This window comes from Vibrio sp. HDW18 (assembly GCF_011306175.1).
GTDB classification, from domain to species: domain Bacteria; phylum Pseudomonadota; class Gammaproteobacteria; order Enterobacterales; family Vibrionaceae; genus Vibrio; species Vibrio chanodichtyis.
Map to the genome: position 1 here is coordinate 2,384,439 of NZ_CP049913.1, position 16,790 is coordinate 2,401,228.

11 protein-coding genes and 1 pseudogene are annotated in these 16,790 nt (G+C 44.9%); 5 read left to right on the plus strand and 7 right to left on the minus strand.

All coding sequences use genetic code 11. From position 1 onward, the window contains the following. Nucleotides 1–95 precede the first annotated feature (95 nt). Nucleotides 96–839 carry a TIGR01621 family pseudouridine synthase gene (locus G7083_RS11355; RefSeq protein ID WP_166014875.1) on the plus strand — a complete coding sequence of 248 codons (744 nt, stop codon included), beginning with the start codon at nucleotides 96–98 and terminating at the stop codon, nucleotides 837–839. Between the two features lie 242 nt (nucleotides 840–1,081). Here G7083_RS11355 and G7083_RS11360 read toward each other — a convergent pair whose 3' ends face one another. The 6 genes from G7083_RS11360 to G7083_RS11385 form a co-directional block, all read right to left on the minus strand. Then, nucleotides 1,082–1,525, minus strand: coding sequence for an META domain-containing protein (locus G7083_RS11360; RefSeq protein WP_166014876.1), 444 nt, complete (start codon nucleotides 1,523–1,525; stop codon nucleotides 1,082–1,084). 124 nt (nucleotides 1,526–1,649) lie between these two features. Next, entirely contained in the window at nucleotides 1,650–1,865 is a 216-nt protein-coding gene (locus tag G7083_RS11365) for a hypothetical protein (protein WP_166014877.1), read from the minus strand. A 164-nt stretch (nucleotides 1,866–2,029) separates the two neighbouring features. After that, entirely contained in the window at nucleotides 2,030–3,127 is a 1,098-nt protein-coding gene (locus G7083_RS11370; protein ID WP_166014878.1) for an ABC transporter permease, read from the minus strand. Further along, nucleotides 3,124–4,050 carry an ABC transporter ATP-binding protein gene (locus G7083_RS11375; protein WP_166014879.1) on the minus strand — a complete coding sequence of 309 codons (927 nt, stop codon included), beginning with the start codon at nucleotides 4,048–4,050 and terminating at the stop codon, nucleotides 3,124–3,126. Before G7083_RS11375 ends, G7083_RS11370 begins: the two co-directional genes overlap by 4 nt. Before the next feature lie 26 nt (nucleotides 4,051–4,076). Next, complete coding sequence (locus G7083_RS11380) at nucleotides 4,077–5,027, minus strand: HlyD family efflux transporter periplasmic adaptor subunit (protein WP_166014880.1); 951 nt, start codon at nucleotides 5,025–5,027, stop codon at nucleotides 4,077–4,079. Between the two features lie 216 nt (nucleotides 5,028–5,243). Next, entirely contained in the window at nucleotides 5,244–6,497 is a 1,254-nt protein-coding gene (locus G7083_RS11385) for an aromatic amino acid transport family protein (RefSeq protein WP_166014881.1), read from the minus strand. Nucleotides 6,498–6,831: 334 nt separating this feature from the next. Here G7083_RS11385 and G7083_RS11390 point away from each other — a divergent pair, with 334 nt between their 5' ends. The 4 genes and pseudogenes from G7083_RS11390 (at nucleotide 6,832) to G7083_RS11405 (ending at nucleotide 14,972) form a co-directional block, all read left to right on the plus strand. Beyond that, on the plus strand, nucleotides 6,832–7,695 hold the full coding sequence (locus G7083_RS11390; RefSeq protein WP_166014882.1) for a DMT family transporter: 864 nt from the start codon (nucleotides 6,832–6,834) through the stop codon (nucleotides 7,693–7,695). A 417-nt stretch (nucleotides 7,696–8,112) separates the two neighbouring features. Then, nucleotides 8,113–11,543, plus strand: a pseudogene (locus tag G7083_RS11395) (transporter substrate-binding domain-containing protein). A 13-nt stretch (nucleotides 11,544–11,556) separates the two neighbouring features. Next, nucleotides 11,557–13,308 (plus strand): EAL domain-containing protein, encoded by a 1,752-nt coding sequence (locus tag G7083_RS11400; protein ID WP_277347131.1) that lies wholly within the window; start codon nucleotides 11,557–11,559, stop codon nucleotides 13,306–13,308. A gap of 11 nt (nucleotides 13,309–13,319) precedes the next feature. Next, entirely contained in the window at nucleotides 13,320–14,972 is a 1,653-nt protein-coding gene (locus G7083_RS11405) for a response regulator (protein WP_166014884.1), read from the plus strand. Nucleotides 14,973–15,046: 74 nt separating this feature from the next. On the opposite strand, the gene G7083_RS11410 is transcribed toward G7083_RS11405, so the two are convergent. Then, nucleotides 15,047–16,738 carry a methyl-accepting chemotaxis protein gene (locus G7083_RS11410; protein ID WP_166015051.1) on the minus strand — a complete coding sequence of 564 codons (1,692 nt, stop codon included), beginning with the start codon at nucleotides 16,736–16,738 and terminating at the stop codon, nucleotides 15,047–15,049. Between the last annotated feature and the right edge of the window lie 52 nt (nucleotides 16,739–16,790).

Sequence of the window (16,790 nt, forward strand, 5' to 3'; positions counted from 1 at the left end):
TTGCTGCCATCGTTAAACCCACGTCGATACGTGTGATTATTGGTTGGTAGAGTGAGGCTTTGCAGTATAATCGCGCCGTAAAGTGAGGCGTATTTATGTTTGATATTCTGTTTACCCATCCCGATTTTTTGTTGATTAACAAACATCCTAATGTGTCAGTGCATAAAGATGATGGTGATACTATGTTGCTGCAAGAGGTGGCTGAGCGCAGCGGGGATCGCCAGCTGTACTTAGTGCATCGGTTAGACAAAATGACCTCCGGCATTTTATTGCTGGCACGTAATGCCGCCGCGGCAAGCGAGCTTGCACAAGGTTTCGCTCAGCGTAAGGTGGCAAAATTTTATCTCGCCATTGGCAGTAAAAAGCCCAAGAAAAAACAGGGTTTGATTAGCGGTGATATGCAGCGTTCGCGTCGTTCAGCTTGGATGCTCCTCAACTCTCAGCATAATCCTGCGGTCACCCAATTTTTTTCTGCATCTGCCACTCAGGGAGAGCGGCTATTTTTGTGCAAACCCCATACCGGTAAAACGCACCAAATACGGGTAGCATTAAAATCGATTGGATCCGCAATTGTCGGTGACCCGATTTATAACGCTGGACAGAGTGCTGATCGCGGTTATCTACACGCCTTTGCGCTGCGTTTTACTTATCAAGGTGAGGTTTACCAATGGCTGTGCGATCCACGTCAGTTTGCACATCTTGGTGATAAATGGCAGCAGCCAGAAGTGAGTCAAACACTCGATGGATGGTTAACGCCATGGGACTTAGCTTGGCCGGAGCTAAAACTGGGTTCCTCGCGCGTTAAGACTGAAATCTGCCCGATAAAATCCAACCCTTAGTTTGCTTATATGAGGTTTGGCTTGGGAGAAACAACAACGGCAGCCATTGGCTGCCGTTAAACATTAAGCTATCAATGCCAGAATATGCAATACCAGAAATGACTATACCCTTCCTACTTGAAGCTGCAGCGGTGTTAGCTACGTTCGTTCACCCCAATCACAGAGTTTGTCTATGCTCATGGGGACTCACTCACTTGCCGCCTACCTGCAACTCCAAGTTGTTTGGGTATAACAACGCAAAATCAGTTCACCCAATCACGCAGGGTAAATGTCAGGGTATGGACATCATTTTTCAGCGTCAAAGTCTGGTTGGTTAAGGTGATGGTGCTCCAATCGCTTAAGGTTTTTGATACCATTTGCTCAGTATCCATCATTTCAGGCAGACACATTTTCATGGTCATGCCCATTTTCTCAATTCGAAATTGATTATCTTTGAGCTCGGCTTTGCCAAAGAAGTTGTTACAGCCCGCATTACCACTGGCCATCATTTGTTCGCCAATTTCTAAACGTGGTGCTTGATGCTGTTCATCTTTCGTCACATCTTTACCATCAATTTGCACCAATTGCCAATTGTGATGTTGAAGATCTTGAACGGTAATCGGTTCATTATTATTGTTGCTCGCACAAGCACTGATTAGCACAGGCAGGGTGATTGCGGCGAGTAATGATTTGGAACTAAAATTCATATTATTCACTCCGAGGCTGGGAATTGGCACAGTATAATCAATAAAACACTGTTCTTGTCAGTATCCGGTGATGTTGTCTATGAAAATTTGAACCTAGTCGCTTTATTGAACGGTGTTCACTGGATTACGCTGACCACGAATCACTTACCCAACCACCTACGTGATCATCGTAGTGATTGCCCGCAAATTTGTGCGCTTGCTTGGCACTCGGCTTTTTAACTTGATGCATCACTTCATAGATATAACGGGCCATCGGATCACTGCAATTGTCCACTTGCTGTTTACGCAGGGCGACTTGTTTAATCATGTTCAGACGATAGTTTTTACTGCTGCGTTTCATTGGCAAACCTCCGTTTTTTGATCGACAGAATTAAAAAACTAGAACTCACTCGCTCTATCGTCAATGATGGTTTGCCGTACATTTTCTAATGGAATTTAAGTGTGTGATTAGGCTATCCCTTTCATAATATTCAGTTCAATAACGCAGTTTGCCCAATTGGGGGCTTAATCGAGCGATTTTTTAAAGCGTAATGATGCAATCAGTAATCCAAACAAAGTGAATAGCGCTAACCAGAGGGTATCGCGCCATAAATCGATTAAGTCCGTGCCGCGTAATACAATTCCACGGATCAAACGCATAAAGTGGGTGGCAGGTAAAATTTCAGCGATCCACTGCGCCGCAATAGGCATACCTTCATAGGGAAAAATAAATCCGGAAAGCAGAATCGAAGGCAGTAAAATAAACACCGTCATCTGCATGGCTTGCAATTGGGTTATGGCGATGGTGGAAATCACTAAACCTAGAGTTAGGCTTGCACAGATAAACAGCAGAGTACCCAATAAAATCTGGCTTAACGAACCATTGATCGGCACGGTAAAGATCATGTGTCCTAAGCCGAGAATTATCGCCACTTGGATCAGCCCAATAAAAATGTAAGGTACGATTTTACCTATCATCAGTTCAATCGAATGAACTGGTGTTGTGATCAGCAGCTCTAGATTACCGCGCTCCCGTTCGCGCACAATCGCTGCGCTAGTAAATAAAATCATGGTCATGGTTAAAATAACCCCGAGCAGACCAGGCACAATATTAACCGCAGAACGGCGGCTCGGATTATAGAGTAAGGTGATTTGAAAAGTGGCGGGGCTTGGTGATGTTAACATGCGCGCAGAGTCGCTAACAGGCATATTTTTTAACCCAGACAACGCACTGGCGATCATGGTATCTGAGCCATCAACTAACCATTGGCCGAGCTCTCGTTGCTGTTGGCTACGGGTTGATAAATCTTTAGGCAAGATCAGAGCCGCGCGAATTTCACCGCTTTCGATCGCTTGTTCTGCGGCTGTTACCGTGAGGTAGGCCTGCTTCACGGTCACCACTTGAGTTACTTTAACCGATTCGACCAACCAACGGGCAAGGGTTGAATGGCTCTGATCGACGATGCCAATCGGAATATTGCGCACATCGGTGTTGATGGCAAATCCAAACAGCAGTAGCTGAATTAATGGGATCATCACCACCATGCCGAAAGTAAGGCGATCGCGGGCGAGTTGACGAAACTCTTTGAGGAGTACAGCTTTAATCCGAAATAGGCTGTTCATTGACGCCCCTTACCGGTGACGGTGACAAACACGTCCTCTAAACTCGGGCGTGCGAGGGTTAACTCGGCGTTGCTTAAGTAGGGGATAGTGCTGCGTAGCCATCCAATAGGCTCACTGATTTGGTGATCGATCAAGACGCGTAAGCGAATGCCCAATTGAGCGGCTGAACGAACCGGCGCTAAGCTCAGCAAGTGTTGTTTTAAGTGACGAAGTTCCGGTGCTTTAATTTCGATCACGTTGACACCCATCTGTTGCATCAATTTTTCTGGCTCACCATCTGCGCGAATTTCACCGGCTTCCATTATGGCTAAACGATGGCAGCGTTCCGCTTCATCCATATAGTGCGTCGTCACTAAAATGGTGGTACCCAGTGATGAGAGATCAAACAACTGTTCCCAAAACTCACGGCGATTTTCTGGATCAACCGCTGAAGTCGGTTCATCCAGAAATAACAATTCAGGATGATGCATGGTAGCCGCCGCCAGCGCCAAACGCTGCTTTTGTCCGCCACTCATGCCCGATACGCGCTGCTTACTTCGCTGATCTAACCCATAGGTCTTGAGCTGGATTTGGGTACGCTGCTTAAGCTGTAGGCGATTCATACCGAAAATTTGGCCGATAAATTGCAAATTCTCTTCGATGGTCAGATCGTCATACAGTGAAAACTTTTGGGTCATATAGCCAATTTTTAGACGTAACTGCTCAGATTGTTTGGGAATCGATAATCCAAGCACATTCACTTGCCCCGAAGTGGGTTGCAGCAAACCAGTTAACACGCGGATCATGGTTGATTTACCACAGCCATTGGGACCTAAAAAACCGTAAATGTTACCACGTTCAACTTTGAGATTAATGTTATCTATCGCCGTGAATGCGCCAAACCGTTTAACCACCTGTTCAGTGCAGATTGCGTAATCGCTCATCAAGGCTCCTTAGCGTAAATTGCTCCTTAGGGTAAATCGACTTGTGCCGCTAGACCGGAAGGTAGTTGGTGGGCGGAGATTGGTAAATCGACTTCAGCGAGAAACATTAAGCGTGAGCGCTCTTGCTCGGTTAGAGCGTAATAGGGCGTAAAGCTTGGCTCATTAGCAATCCAGCGCACTTGGCCTTGTAACGCCTCGTGGATCCCATCAACATGTACCGTTACGCTCTGACCGACCGCAAATCGTGCCAGTGCAGTTTGTGGCACATAGACTCGTGCATAAGGCGTACGATCTGCTTGTACTATCGCCACTACTGCATCACTGTTGACCCGCTCACCAACCTGGTAGGGCAAACTATCAAGGATCCCATCACGAGTTGCGATGATGGTTAATTCATCAAGCAGGTGTTGTTGCAGCGCGACATTCGCTTGCGCGGCCGCTAGCTCGGCTGTGGCTTGCTCAATATCTTCCATGCGAGCCCCTGTGGTCAATTTGCTCAACTCTTCGTGGGCAGAAGCTCGTTCGGCATGGGCTGAATCACGGGCTGCGCGCGCGCTATCAAGTTCAGACTGACTGATGGAGCGCTTAGTGAGTAATTCAGTTTTGCGGGTTAAGGTAATTTCTGCCTCTTGATAGAAAGCTTGGGCTTTGGCGACACGAGCCTTGGCGGCGGCAATATCTTCTGGCCGTTCACCATGGATGAGTTTATTGAGCGCGGCTTGAGCTTTTGTTTGCTCAGCAAGTGCTTGGTTGAGCAAAATCGATTGTCTACGGTTATCAAGCTTAAGCAAAATATCACCGGCTTTGACAGGGGAGCCTTGTGCTAAGGGTTGCGCTCGGATCCACTCATTACTGGTGGCGCGAAAAGTGATGCGATCACGCTCCAAGGTGCCTAACGCTTGGGGTGGGGTATCTGGTGAGCAAGCTGTGAGCAGTAGTAGCGAGCATAATGTGGTAATGGTCAGAAATCGATTCATTGTTTCACCATCTACTCTTTAATCATTAACTTGAGTGTAGGTGGTGTGAAAAACACTATGCTCGGATTTTGCGCAACTTTGTGATCGATCTTGGTGATCAATTGAACTCGATTGATGCCATCAAAATCTGGTGCGGTAAAATTCGGCTCCCTGATGGGAGCCGCTAAGTGTGAGTCGAGGAGAGGATTTCGCTTAATCGGCTAGCGAAATAAAGTGTTAACCCAGTAAGCTGTACAGCAGAGCCGACACCGCTAGTAGACCGATCAACAAGATAAATAAGGTACTGATATGTTTTTGGTACTGCTGTAGTGCAGCGACTTTAAATACCGCGATCATTGGCATGATAAATAGAATCATCGCGATAACTGGGCCCGATAGCGCTTCCATCATCCCCAGAATGCTTGGGTTGATGATGGCGGCAATCCAAATAGTGATAAACAAAAAGGCGATAGTGATCCGCTCCGCCAAGCGCAGTGACACGCGGCAGTTTTTAGTGAGTAGCCCCGATAAGCTTTCACGAGCACCAAGGAAATGGCCTAAGAAAGATGAGGTAATCGCAATAAAAGCGACCAATGGGCCAAGTGTGGCGATAAACGGGTTATCGGTTACGTTGGCCAGATAAGTCAGCACTGAAACATTTTGCGCTTTGGCTTGTTGCAGGGCTTGTGGCGACAATGCCAGTACGCAAGAGATGACGAACAGCAGCACAAACAGAATCAATACTACGCTGGTATTACGCAAAATTTGTTCGGATTTGTATTCAGCCTGTGCACCATAATGACGGCGCTGAATATTGGCAAAGCTAGAAATGGCCGCGGCATGGCTGAAAGAGAACACCACCACCGGGATTGCCAGCCAAACGGTGTGCAAAAATGTACTGGTTGGTGGAAAATCCCAGCTTGGCATTGACCAATAAGGAATTAAATACAGCGAAAGTAGCGCGAGAATCGCCGCGAGCGGGTAGACCATCACCGCAAAAGTGCGCAGCATAATTTTTTCACCACTGAGCATAATCGCGATTAAAGCAAATACCAGTACCCCAGACAGTAGGGCGCGTGGCGGTGATACCATTTCTGCTTGATTGACTAAAAAGCTATCCACAGTGTTGGTCAAACCAACGCCATAGATCAGCAAAATTGGAAAAATCGATAGAAAATAGAGCAGCGAGATTAAACGCCCGGCATTTTGACCAAAATGCTCTTCCACCACATCGGTAAAATCGGCATTAGGACGTCGCGATGAAAGCACAAAGCGCGCCAGCCCACGGTGTGATAAATAGGTCATTGGGAACGCTAATAGCGCCATCAGAACCAAAGGCCAAAAACCGCCTAAACCAATATTGATCGGTAAGAATAAAATGCCGGCTCCGACGGCGGTACCGAATAGGCTCAGCAGCCAATAGGTGTCGTGTTGGGTCCATTGTGCGGTCTGCTCAGCACTAAAATGGGTTACTTCCTGAGAGTCTTTCACTAAAAAATCACTTATCTAAAAATAATAATGTGGCGGATCCTACTCCTATTAGTGGTTATGATCATTTTGTGTTACTGGTGATAAGCACTGCCATTTTGTCTTACTGTTAGTTTTCAAATTGTGAAAATTTGAAAAAGTTGGATAATTGTTCTTGATTATTGACTTTATTCTGGTTTTTAATGCTAAAAAATCATATTTTTTAGTAAATTTGATTGTTTGCTTGGTTTTCGTACAAATGCCAGTATGAGGAGACTAAACGGGGTACCAATACTGGTATGCAGCGTCGATTTAGCGCACAATCAGTCCCACGACTCACCGATTGAATAAGCGATTAATGCGTACACGTTTTCCCGCTGAGCTACTGCTGGTTGTTACCACCTTGTTGGCCGCTGGTGGTTGGGTTTTCTCCAAGCAAGCCATTCAAGAACTTCCCCCTTTTGGTTTCATTGGCTTGCGCTTTATTGCAGCCTCACTTTGCTTGCTACCATTTTGTTTTTCAGCATTGAAACAAGCTTCACGTCAGGCGTGTCTGCAATCGATCGGGGTTGGCTTGTTACTGGCGATTTCACTGTTTTGTTGGATCCATGCCATTTCGCTCAGCGCTACCTTAGGTGAAGGCGCATTTATTATGAGCCTGTCGATGCTGTTTGTCCCGCTGCTCGCTTGGCCTATTTTTGGTCAGCGCCCGATCCGCGCGTTTTGGCTTTCATTGCCCGTTGCCGTGATAGGGCTATTTCTATTAGCTTGGAATGGCACATGGCAATTTGCCGCCAATCAATTATGGTTTTTAGCCGCGTCCTGTTGCTTGGCACTGCACTTTAATTTTAATAGCCGCTTCTCTAGCCAACTGCCGCCAATGCTATTGACCACACTACAATTGTTCACTACAGGATGTTTAGGCATCGCTTTATCGTGGTTCACCGAGAGCTGGCCGACAACCGTGAGTATGATCACTTGGCAATGGTTTGCACTGAGTGTGCTACTGGCGACCAGTTTGCGCTATTTATTGCAAACCATCGGTCAGAAAAGCGCGAACCCAACCAATGCCGCACTACTAATGCTGCTTGAGCCAGTATGGACTTTAGTGCTGAGCGTGGTGATTTATCATGAAAGCATGCCATTGAATAAGCTGCTTGGCTGTGGATTCTTATTAGTCTCTTTACTGTTCTATCGATTGGGTTTATTAAGATTACGTTAGTGAATATTGTTCTGATGAGTTAGAGCGATTACAAAAAAGCAGCGCCAGATAGCTTAAATTAAAGATGAGCTTGTTAATTAAAATTAGCGTTTCTGGCTAATGTTTTGTTTTTGATTTATTGGCCTTTGTTATTTGTAGGAAAATTCTTGTTAGGCGTTCTATGTCTTTAAATTAATTCAATTTACTCTCATGTTTTTCAAATAATACCATTGCTCATTTTATGACTATTACATTATGATGTTGGGTATAAATGTGATCTCTGCCATAGGTTGGTAATAGTTGAAACGATATTTCTTTACATTGTTGTTAAGTCTTCTTGTGACAACTGCTGTTGCTGCAGACTACCTGGATCCTAGCGAGCGCGAGTATCTCAAAAAGAAATCCACGATTACCATCGCGGTGCTGAACGACGTATGGATGCCTTTTTGGGGCGGTTCTGTGCAAGAACCGATAGGAATTGAACATGATTTTGCCACAGCACTTGCCCAAGAACTCGGGGTGGCGATTGATTATAAGGTCTTTAATTCTGTAGAGGCGGTACTCAACGCGGTAAAAAGGGGCTATGCCGACATGGTGGTCGGTTTTGCGCATACACCGATGCGGGAAGGTCAATTTTTATTTTCTGAGCCATTATATGAAAATTTACTGGTAATCTGGTTACGCGAAAAGAGTATGGCCCAAAGACCACTCGCCAATTTAAGATGGGTTTGTATTAAAGATACGTCGTATTGTGAAATACTAAAAAAACGCGGTTATCCGAAAATGATTATCGCACCAAATTACATCAGTTCAGTTGAAATGATCCATCAAGGTGTGGCCGATGCGACGATTGCTAATTATGCTTCATTAAATCACTTTTTAAGTAAAAGCGGTTTTACTTTAGGTAAGGTTGTTTTTGATCAAGATTTAGGCTCGCAAATTAATCGGGTGTTAATCAATATCAATGAGCCATTATTACTTTCTGCAATTAATAAAGTGATGGAGGCGGATAAAAATGGATTAACCAATAACAAATTAAATTCATCTAATGTTTATTTTGTTAATGATCAGGTGGCTTTGAAATCATTACGTAGTAAAAAGAATGACACAATTTTACGCTATAGTGTGCAGGATGATCTTTTTCCGATATCCTATTGGGATGAAAAAGAGAAAAAATACAAAGGTTACATACATGATCTAATCGATTTAATGGAATCTAAAAGTATCTTAAAATTTGAATTTGTTCCTGCTTATGGTCGAGATATCGATGAACTTTTGCGGATTGGTAAAGTGGATTTCGTGCCATTTTATAATATGGACTATATCGATAGGCGAGATTTTATTGACATAGGTAAATATACAGAGCTTGAATTCGGTCATATTAAAACTACCAAACCGTATGCGATCCAAATTACGGGTATACTTGATCGCAGCGGAAAATTTAATCTCCAGCTCGCTAATCAAATGGATTTGGAGAATATTAAAATTTACCGCACACTGAATGAGTTAGAACAAGCATTAAATAGTGGTCAAGTGACGCATGCTTTGCTTAATAAAGTTTTAATTAATCAGATGTTGCTTGATGGAAAGCAAGATTCATTCACGCAGCTACCCCCGAGTGCGGGTCAAAATTTAAGAGCCGACATTACGATGTTGGTCGGTAAGGATGCATACGCTTTACAAAGTATGCTGCAAAAGCTATTGGCGACCTTTAGTCAAGCAGAGATTGATGCAGTTAAAGCTAATTATGATCGTGTGACGGTACATGTGGGTTACGATAAACAGCAGGTGTTAATTTCTGCGTTGGTGATGTTATGTATTGTGCTGAGTTTCGGTCTTATACTAAGCATTTCTCTTTATCATATGCGTATAAAATTGCGTAGCTCAGAGCAAGTGGCTCAATTATCATTCGGTCAATTACGCTGGTTGATGGGGTTACTTGATGCGATCCCAAATATGATTTTTATTTCCGACCAAAAAGGGGAAGTGATATTAGCCAATGCGGCCTATCGAAACAGTTATCAAGCCTGTTGTAATGATGCGTGTATACAGCAACGGCCAGAATGCGCTTTTATGGGCTTACCGACAGAGGTAGATGCTGAATACTCGATGGTCATTCAAGTGCCAGAGACCAACTGTGTCATCCGTGGATGCCATTTTCATGTCATGCGGCGGGCGATTTATTATCCGCTCACTCAGCAGCAAGTATATTTAACCCTATTTAACGATATTTCTGAACTCAAACAAACAGAGCTGGCATTGCGTGATTCTAATCAGCAAGCACTGCAAGCCGTAGAAGCACGCAACCATTTTATGGCGGTAATTAGCCATGAGTTGCGTACCCCGATTGCGGCAATGTTGGGTTTAATGGAATTGTTGACCTCTCGTTTAAAAAATAGTGAGAGTCAATTACTATTGACCAATGCGATCAGCTCGGCTGAGCGATTAAATTCGCATGTCAATGATATTCTAGATTTTTCTAAAATTGAGGCACAGCAATTGCAACTCGATATTGCCCAATACAATTTAGCGGATGAACTTGGCCCTTTATTACGTGGCTTTGAAGCCAGTGCTAAAATCAAACAAGTTGAGTTTGAACTAATTTGGGCTCCTAGTGCATTATTATTGGTCAATTTCGATGCATTACGTTTTAACCAAATCGTCACCAATTTACTCTCTAATGCACTTAAGTTTACTGAGCGAGGGCGGGTAGTAGTCAAAATTGAGGTGGCCGATCAACACCTTAGTATAGTGGTAGAAGATACCGGTTATGGTATGACTCAAGCTCAAATTGATTCAATTTTCACTCCCTTTGTGCAAGCCGATAGCAGTATTACGCGCCGATTTGGTGGGACAGGACTAGGGATGTCGATAGTCTCGAACTTGATTGAACTGATGCAAGGTAATATTGAAATTGATAGTCAATTTGGCCAGGGAACTCAAATCAAAGTCACTTTGCCAGTGTCCGTTGCACCCTGTGACGAATGCCAACATCAAACTCTGGCAATCTCGCACCAATCTCCTTATCTGTTGTGGGCTCAAGCGTTAGGTCTTCGAGTTACAGGTAGTCAGTATTGGGTTGAAAAGAGTAGCCATAATATTTATCCAGACCTTTTGCTTAACAAAGTTCGTGCTACGATGAATGCTATCGGCGAACCATCTGAATCCACTCAGCTACAAGGTCACATTTTAGTTGCCGATGATGATCCCATTAACCGGTTATTGATGAGAAAACAGTTAAATCAACTGGGCATTAGCGCAACCTTAGTCAGCGATGGTCGCCAAGCATTCGACAAGCTCGCCGCACAACCCGAGCAGTATGATTTATTGATTACTGACTGCCACATGCCAGAGTTGGATGGTTTTAGCTTGACCCGCAAAGTCAAACAAGAGATCCCTCAATTCCAAGGGGTGTGATTGGTTGTACCGCGGAGGATTCGCGTTTGGCGGCCGAGCAGGCTGAGCAGTCGGGTATGGATAAAGTGATTTATAAGCCGTACAGCTTGATGACACTCAGAGAAACCTTGAGCCTTTATTTGACAACTCAAGTGGTGGGCGTTGTAGCGAGCGCGTGGTTAGATGCCTATGAGCCGGATGAACAGCAAGAGATGGCATCGGTGGTGGTAGATTCTTTTACTCAGGACATCGCATTATTGAATCAAGCTGACTGTGATGTTAAAGCGCTTGCGCACAGGATCAAAGGCGCTGCGGGAGCTTTGCAACTATCACAACTGGCAGAACTCGCAAAAACCGTGGAAAAACAAAACGCACCACAACAACTGGTGGTAGACAAACAGCAATTGATCAATGCCATGTATGAAGTCGTCGAGCAGGCACAGCAGTGGCTTAATCAGCATCAGAGCGAATAACGTGATGAAAATACTGATAGTGGAAGATGATCGGATCCAGGCAACTAGTCTGAAACTTAAATTAAGGCAACTTGGATTGCATGAGGTGATTTGGGCTGAAAATGGAATGGCCGCGCTAGCCTTATGTAACACCGTGAGCGTTGATTTGATGTTTTGTGATATTCGTATGCCACAAATGGATGGCATCAGTTTGTTATCACAACTGAGCCAACAAGTGCCCAATTTAGGGGTAGTGGTGGTGAGTGCGGTTGAGGATGCCATTCTTGAGCTGACCCGCAATATGTGCAGTTTGGCCGGCTTTCCTTATGTGGATTGTTTAGCCAAACCTTATGCCTTGGATTCGCTACAGCGAGTGATCGACAGCTTTAATAAGCAAGTTCAAGCGGAGGATGAGCGTGAACGCTACTCAACGCTGAGTCTAACTAAGGATGACATAAAACACGCTTTTGAGCATGATTATATTTTTAATTATTATCAACCGCAGTTTGATTTTCGCACTGGGGCGATGGTCGGCGTCGAAGCGTTGGTGCGTTATCAGCATCCAGTGCACGGTACGCTTAGCCCTGCGGTGTTTTTACCTCTGATTGAGCAATGTGGTTTGCATGATCAGCTATTTTTAACCGTACTCGAAAAGTCGATTTCCGCATTGGCAAGCATTGCCGCTGATTTGCAGCTTTCGATCAACATTAGCCAATCTAATTTGCAGCAAGCGATTTGCGATCCGATCCTTGCGATTTGTGAACAACACCATTTTGCGCCTAGCCAGCTGACTTTAGAGCTGACCGAACATGAAGTTTATAACGGCACCATGACCTCGCTTGCCAATCTGGCTCGACTGCGCATGTATGGTGTCGGTTTGTCGATTGATGATTTTGGCACAGGCTACGCTTCATTAGCGCAACTGGCGCAATTACCGTTTACTGAGCTGAAAATTGACCGTAGTTTTGTGCACGATCTAGCCACCAATTACAAACATCAGCAATTGACTAATATGTGCCTTTTGTTGGCGCAATCTTTGGGGTTACATTGTGTGGTGGAAGGGGTTGAAACTGAAGAAACTTGGCAATATTTACGCCATCTTGGGGTCGATACTTGCCAAGGTTATTACGCAGCTAAGCCGATGCCGATTGCACAACTGAGTGAGCTGTATAGCAAAAATCGTCATCAGCACTTAGATGGTCAGAGCATGGATAATGGCTGGCAAATTTTGTTGGTCGACAGTCAAATGACCAGTGCACAGGCCTTACAAAAAATTCTGCGCAAAGCCGTCAATGTTAGCCAAGTGTTTATCGCGCAGGATGTTGAACAAGCTCAGCATATATTGCGTGATTTACCGATCAATGTGCTGGTGGTGGAAAGTAAGCTGCTATCGGCGCTTGAAGTAGATGATTTTTGTGACTACCTTGATCTTGATTATCAAGGGGTGTTTATGGAGTTGCAAGATAGCTTAGTTGTGGAGGATTTATCCCGTGAGGGGAGTGCAACGATTGTGAAAGCGAGCACCTTAGCGGAAACCGCCAATCGTATCTTGCAGCAAGCCGAACGCTGTAACTCACACTTACTCAGTACCTCAAATGAACTCGAGCAGCTTTCAGAACGAGAGCTGACGGTGGCTAAGATGCTCGTCGAAGGGCTGTCCAACAAACAAATTGCCCTGCAACTGGATATTAACCAAAAAACCGTCAGTACCTACAAGACCCGAGTTATGACGAAATTAGGTATTAAATCAGCCGTTGAGTTGGTGCGATTTGTAACAATTAAATAGATATTAGAGATATGGCAATTCCTTCATTTTCTGAACTCAAAGTTTTGGTTATTGACGATGCTCCCATCGTGCTCACCAGTTTGCGCAGTATGTTGCTCAAGTTGGGGTTTTTAGAGCCGAATGTGGTATGTAGTAAAAGCCCACGTGCGGCAGTATTTATGGCTGGGCGTCAGAAGTTTGATATTTTTATTTGTGATTATAACTTTGGTAAGGAATTGAATGGTAAGCAAATTTTTGAAGAGTTGAAGCACTATAAGCTGCTTAAACAGGAAGCGGTATTTGTCCTCGTGACTGGCGAGAGCTCATCTTATGTGGTGCACTCGATTTTAGAAATGAAACCCGATGAATATATACTGAAGCCGTTTAATATTCTGACTTTACAAGATCGCCTCACCCAAGCAATAGCGCGCAAACATGCGCTGCAAGCGTTATATAAAGCAGAGGCAGATGGAGAGGCTGAACTCGGTTTGAGTTTGTGTGATGAACTGGAGCCATTTAACAACGATTATTATTATGTGATTCAAAAATTTCGCGGCGATTTTTTAACCCAATTACGGCGCTTTGATTGTGCACGTGAAGTCTATTTGGAAACCTTAGAGCACAAAGACTTTGATTGGGCGAAAATCGGGCTGGCGAATGCGCTAAAACAAACTGGACGTCATGTCGAAGCGACGCAAGTGATCCAAGAACTGCTAGCCAGTACTCCCAATAATGTGCGCGCTCGGGTGGAAGCAGCCAGTATCAGTTTAAGTAATAACTCCATTCCAGATGCGATCCATCATTTACAGATTGCCAACCAAATTGTGCCAGGGCACTCGGATCGTGAATGGGTACTGGCTAATCTTTGTCTATCGGTAGGCGATACGATCTCTGCGTTGGAGCGTTATCGTTTGTATACCGAGATAAATAAAGAAACCTATCGCAATACCCACCATATGCAGCTTAATTTAATTCGTATTTTATTGTATGCCGTGCGTCAGGCAGAGCCGACCCTGCGCGATCAATGGTTGTCACAAGCAAAATCGATATTGAAAGGGCTGTATGATAAGGGCCAGCATGAGGAGCTAATGCCTCAGTTAGAATTGGTTGCCGCGCATCTGGCGATGGAAGAGGGGGAACTGGGCATATCGGTGGATATCTTAAATAAGATTTATCGTGCCAAACCGTTTGAGTTATTTGAAGATCGCTATCATTTCACTTGGCTGCTGAATGTGATGGGATTTGATTCTGAATTTGCCAAATGCATCGGTTGGTGTAATGAAGCATTACTGAATCAAGAGGGTGGGATTTTGCTGGAAAGCAAAATCGCATTGGGTAAAGCATTGAAACAAACTAATGAGGATAAATTGCAATGGCTGGAACAGCGTTATCAAGCGTTATGCAATAAACAACAAACGATAGATTCGCTTCTGGATATTTATATTGAAATCTTAAATCGTTGCCCGACGTTACGTACGGTTTGTATGAAAGTGATCACCATTTTATCTCGCTATTGGCCAACTAAACTCACGGGTACGGAAACCGATGAGTTACTGAAAAACTGTCACCGTACAATCCTGCAGTTAATGAGCGAAGAAGAATTAGTCAATGCCAAGTACAGTGAATTGTATAAAAAAGCCATCACATTCCGGATGGGGCACCGTACTGAGCAGGAGAATATTTAACTTTATGATTTGTTGAGCTAATCGAGTTTTAAGGCCGAATCCGTTATGTTTCGGCCTTTTTATATGTTAAATGATTAAGCTCTATAGCGTTCGACTTGTTGCTGCATCTCTTCCGCTAATCGCGCTAATTCGACTGTTGCCGCTGAGCTTTGTTCGGCTCCTGCTGCGGTTTGGTCGGAAATATCGCTGATGGCGATGATATTTTTATTAATCTCTTCGGTCACGGCGGTTTGCTGCTCCGAGGCGGCAGCAATTTGCAGATTCATACTTGAGATTCGATCCACGTTACTGGTGATGGCATTGAGCGCACTACCAGCTAAGCGGGCCTTTTCGACCGCTTTGCTTGCGGAGTCAACACCTTGTTCAATCCATTGGGTTGAATCACGACTACTTTGCTGCAAACGTTGCACCGTCTCTAAAATTTGCTTAGTCGAGTCTTGGGTTCGACTAGCGAGCGTGCGAACTTCATCGGCGACCACGGCAAAACCACGCCCTTGCTCACCCGCCCGCGCCGCTTCAATCGCCGCATTCAACGCGAGTAAATTAGTTTGTTCAGAAATACTTTGAATCACATCTATCACACTACCTATCGCTTCTGAATCCGCCGCTAGCATCTGGATCGCGGAGCGCATTTTTTGTAAATCGGCTGCCAGTCCTTCAATCATAGAGATATTGTCACCAACCACTTGGTGGCCTTGTTGTGCGGCCAGTTCCGCTTGCTCTGAGGCTTGCGCGGCTAAGCCTGCATTTTGGGCGACTTCATGCACGGTGGCGGTAAATTGATGAATGGCGGCTGCGATCTGCTGGGTTTGTGCCTGTTGCTCGACAATACTTTGCTTGGCTTGCAAGGTTACCGCGGCATTTTCTTCGGCGGCGCTGGCTAAGGTTGCGATCGAGTGGCGGTTGCTGCCAATCACCTTTTGGAAGCTTTCCACAATCCGGTTGACGTATTGACTAATTGTCGAAAACTCATCGTTGCCCGTGACTGGAATGCGCTGAGTAAGGTCGCCATTGGCAATATGGTTGACTGAACTTGCCAGCTCCACCACTGCATGGTTAACGCGATGGGTGATGAGCAGTGCCAAGGTGGTGGTGACAATCAGTGCCAATCCTCCGAGCAAGCCGACCTCCCAACTAAATTGGTCAATATCTCGCTCGGCTGCCGCTAAATAGCGGTTACCTTCGCTAATTTGTAGGGTCAGAAATGCGTTGGCACTTTGCTTAATGTCACTGAGTAAGGGGTTGATGCGCTGCAGCAAAATCAGATTGGCGGCATCGAACTCTTGTTGGGCCAATTGATTGAGTGCTGGGGTAAAACCTTGCTCAGTCACCATGATGATTTGCTCTTTTAAGCGGATCGCGAGTGAGCGTTCTTCCACGCTCAGCTCACTGGCTAAAATGTCCGTTTCAATCATTTGTTGCAGATGGCTTAGTGACTGAGTAATGGCATCACTGTGCATCTCAACGGCGTGATTGTGCATAGTGGCAAATTTTGAGCTCGGATCATGTTGGAAGGAGAGTAACAACTGGCTACGCGCCGTTTCGATCTCATCTAAAATACGCCCAGCACGGATGGTGTTCAGCATGTTTTTCCCATGCATGATCTCAATGGTATTGGCCGCGCTGCGCATGCCGGCGAGCCCTTCATAGCCTAAAAATAGGATCGATACAATAATTAATACGACGATAAGTTTTAAGCGAAAAGCAACACTGTGCAGTGAGTGGGGTAACTTGGTGGCAGAATGGTTTAATGAGTTGGGGGTCATCATTATTCAGTTCCGTAAAAAAAGTTAAGGTGTAAAGATAATATTGCATTTT

Bases quoted from the DNA above. Each gene is read 5' to 3' on its own strand.
- G7083_RS11360 (WP_166014876.1), bottom strand. From the start codon at position 1,525: ATGAATTTTAGTTCCAAATCATTACTCGCCGCAATCACCCTGCCTGTG.
- G7083_RS11375 (WP_166014879.1), bottom strand. From the start codon at position 4,050: ATGAGCGATTACGCAATCTGCACTGAACAGGTGGTTAAACGGTTTGGC.
- G7083_RS11370 (WP_166014878.1), bottom strand. From the start codon at position 3,127: ATGAACAGCCTATTTCGGATTAAAGCTGTACTCCTCAAAGAGTTTCGT.
- G7083_RS11410 (WP_166015051.1), bottom strand. From the start codon at position 16,738: ATGACCCCCAACTCATTAAACCATTCTGCCACCAAGTTACCCCACTCA.
- G7083_RS11365 (WP_166014877.1), bottom strand. From the start codon at position 1,865: ATGAAACGCAGCAGTAAAAACTATCGTCTGAACATGATTAAACAAGTC.
- G7083_RS11355 (WP_166014875.1), top strand. From the start codon at position 96: ATGTTTGATATTCTGTTTACCCATCCCGATTTTTTGTTGATTAACAAA.
- G7083_RS11405 (WP_166014884.1), top strand. From the start codon at position 13,320: ATGGCAATTCCTTCATTTTCTGAACTCAAAGTTTTGGTTATTGACGAT.
- G7083_RS11390 (WP_166014882.1), top strand. From the start codon at position 6,832: ATGCGTACACGTTTTCCCGCTGAGCTACTGCTGGTTGTTACCACCTTG.
- G7083_RS11380 (WP_166014880.1), bottom strand. From the start codon at position 5,027: ATGAATCGATTTCTGACCATTACCACATTATGCTCGCTACTACTGCTC.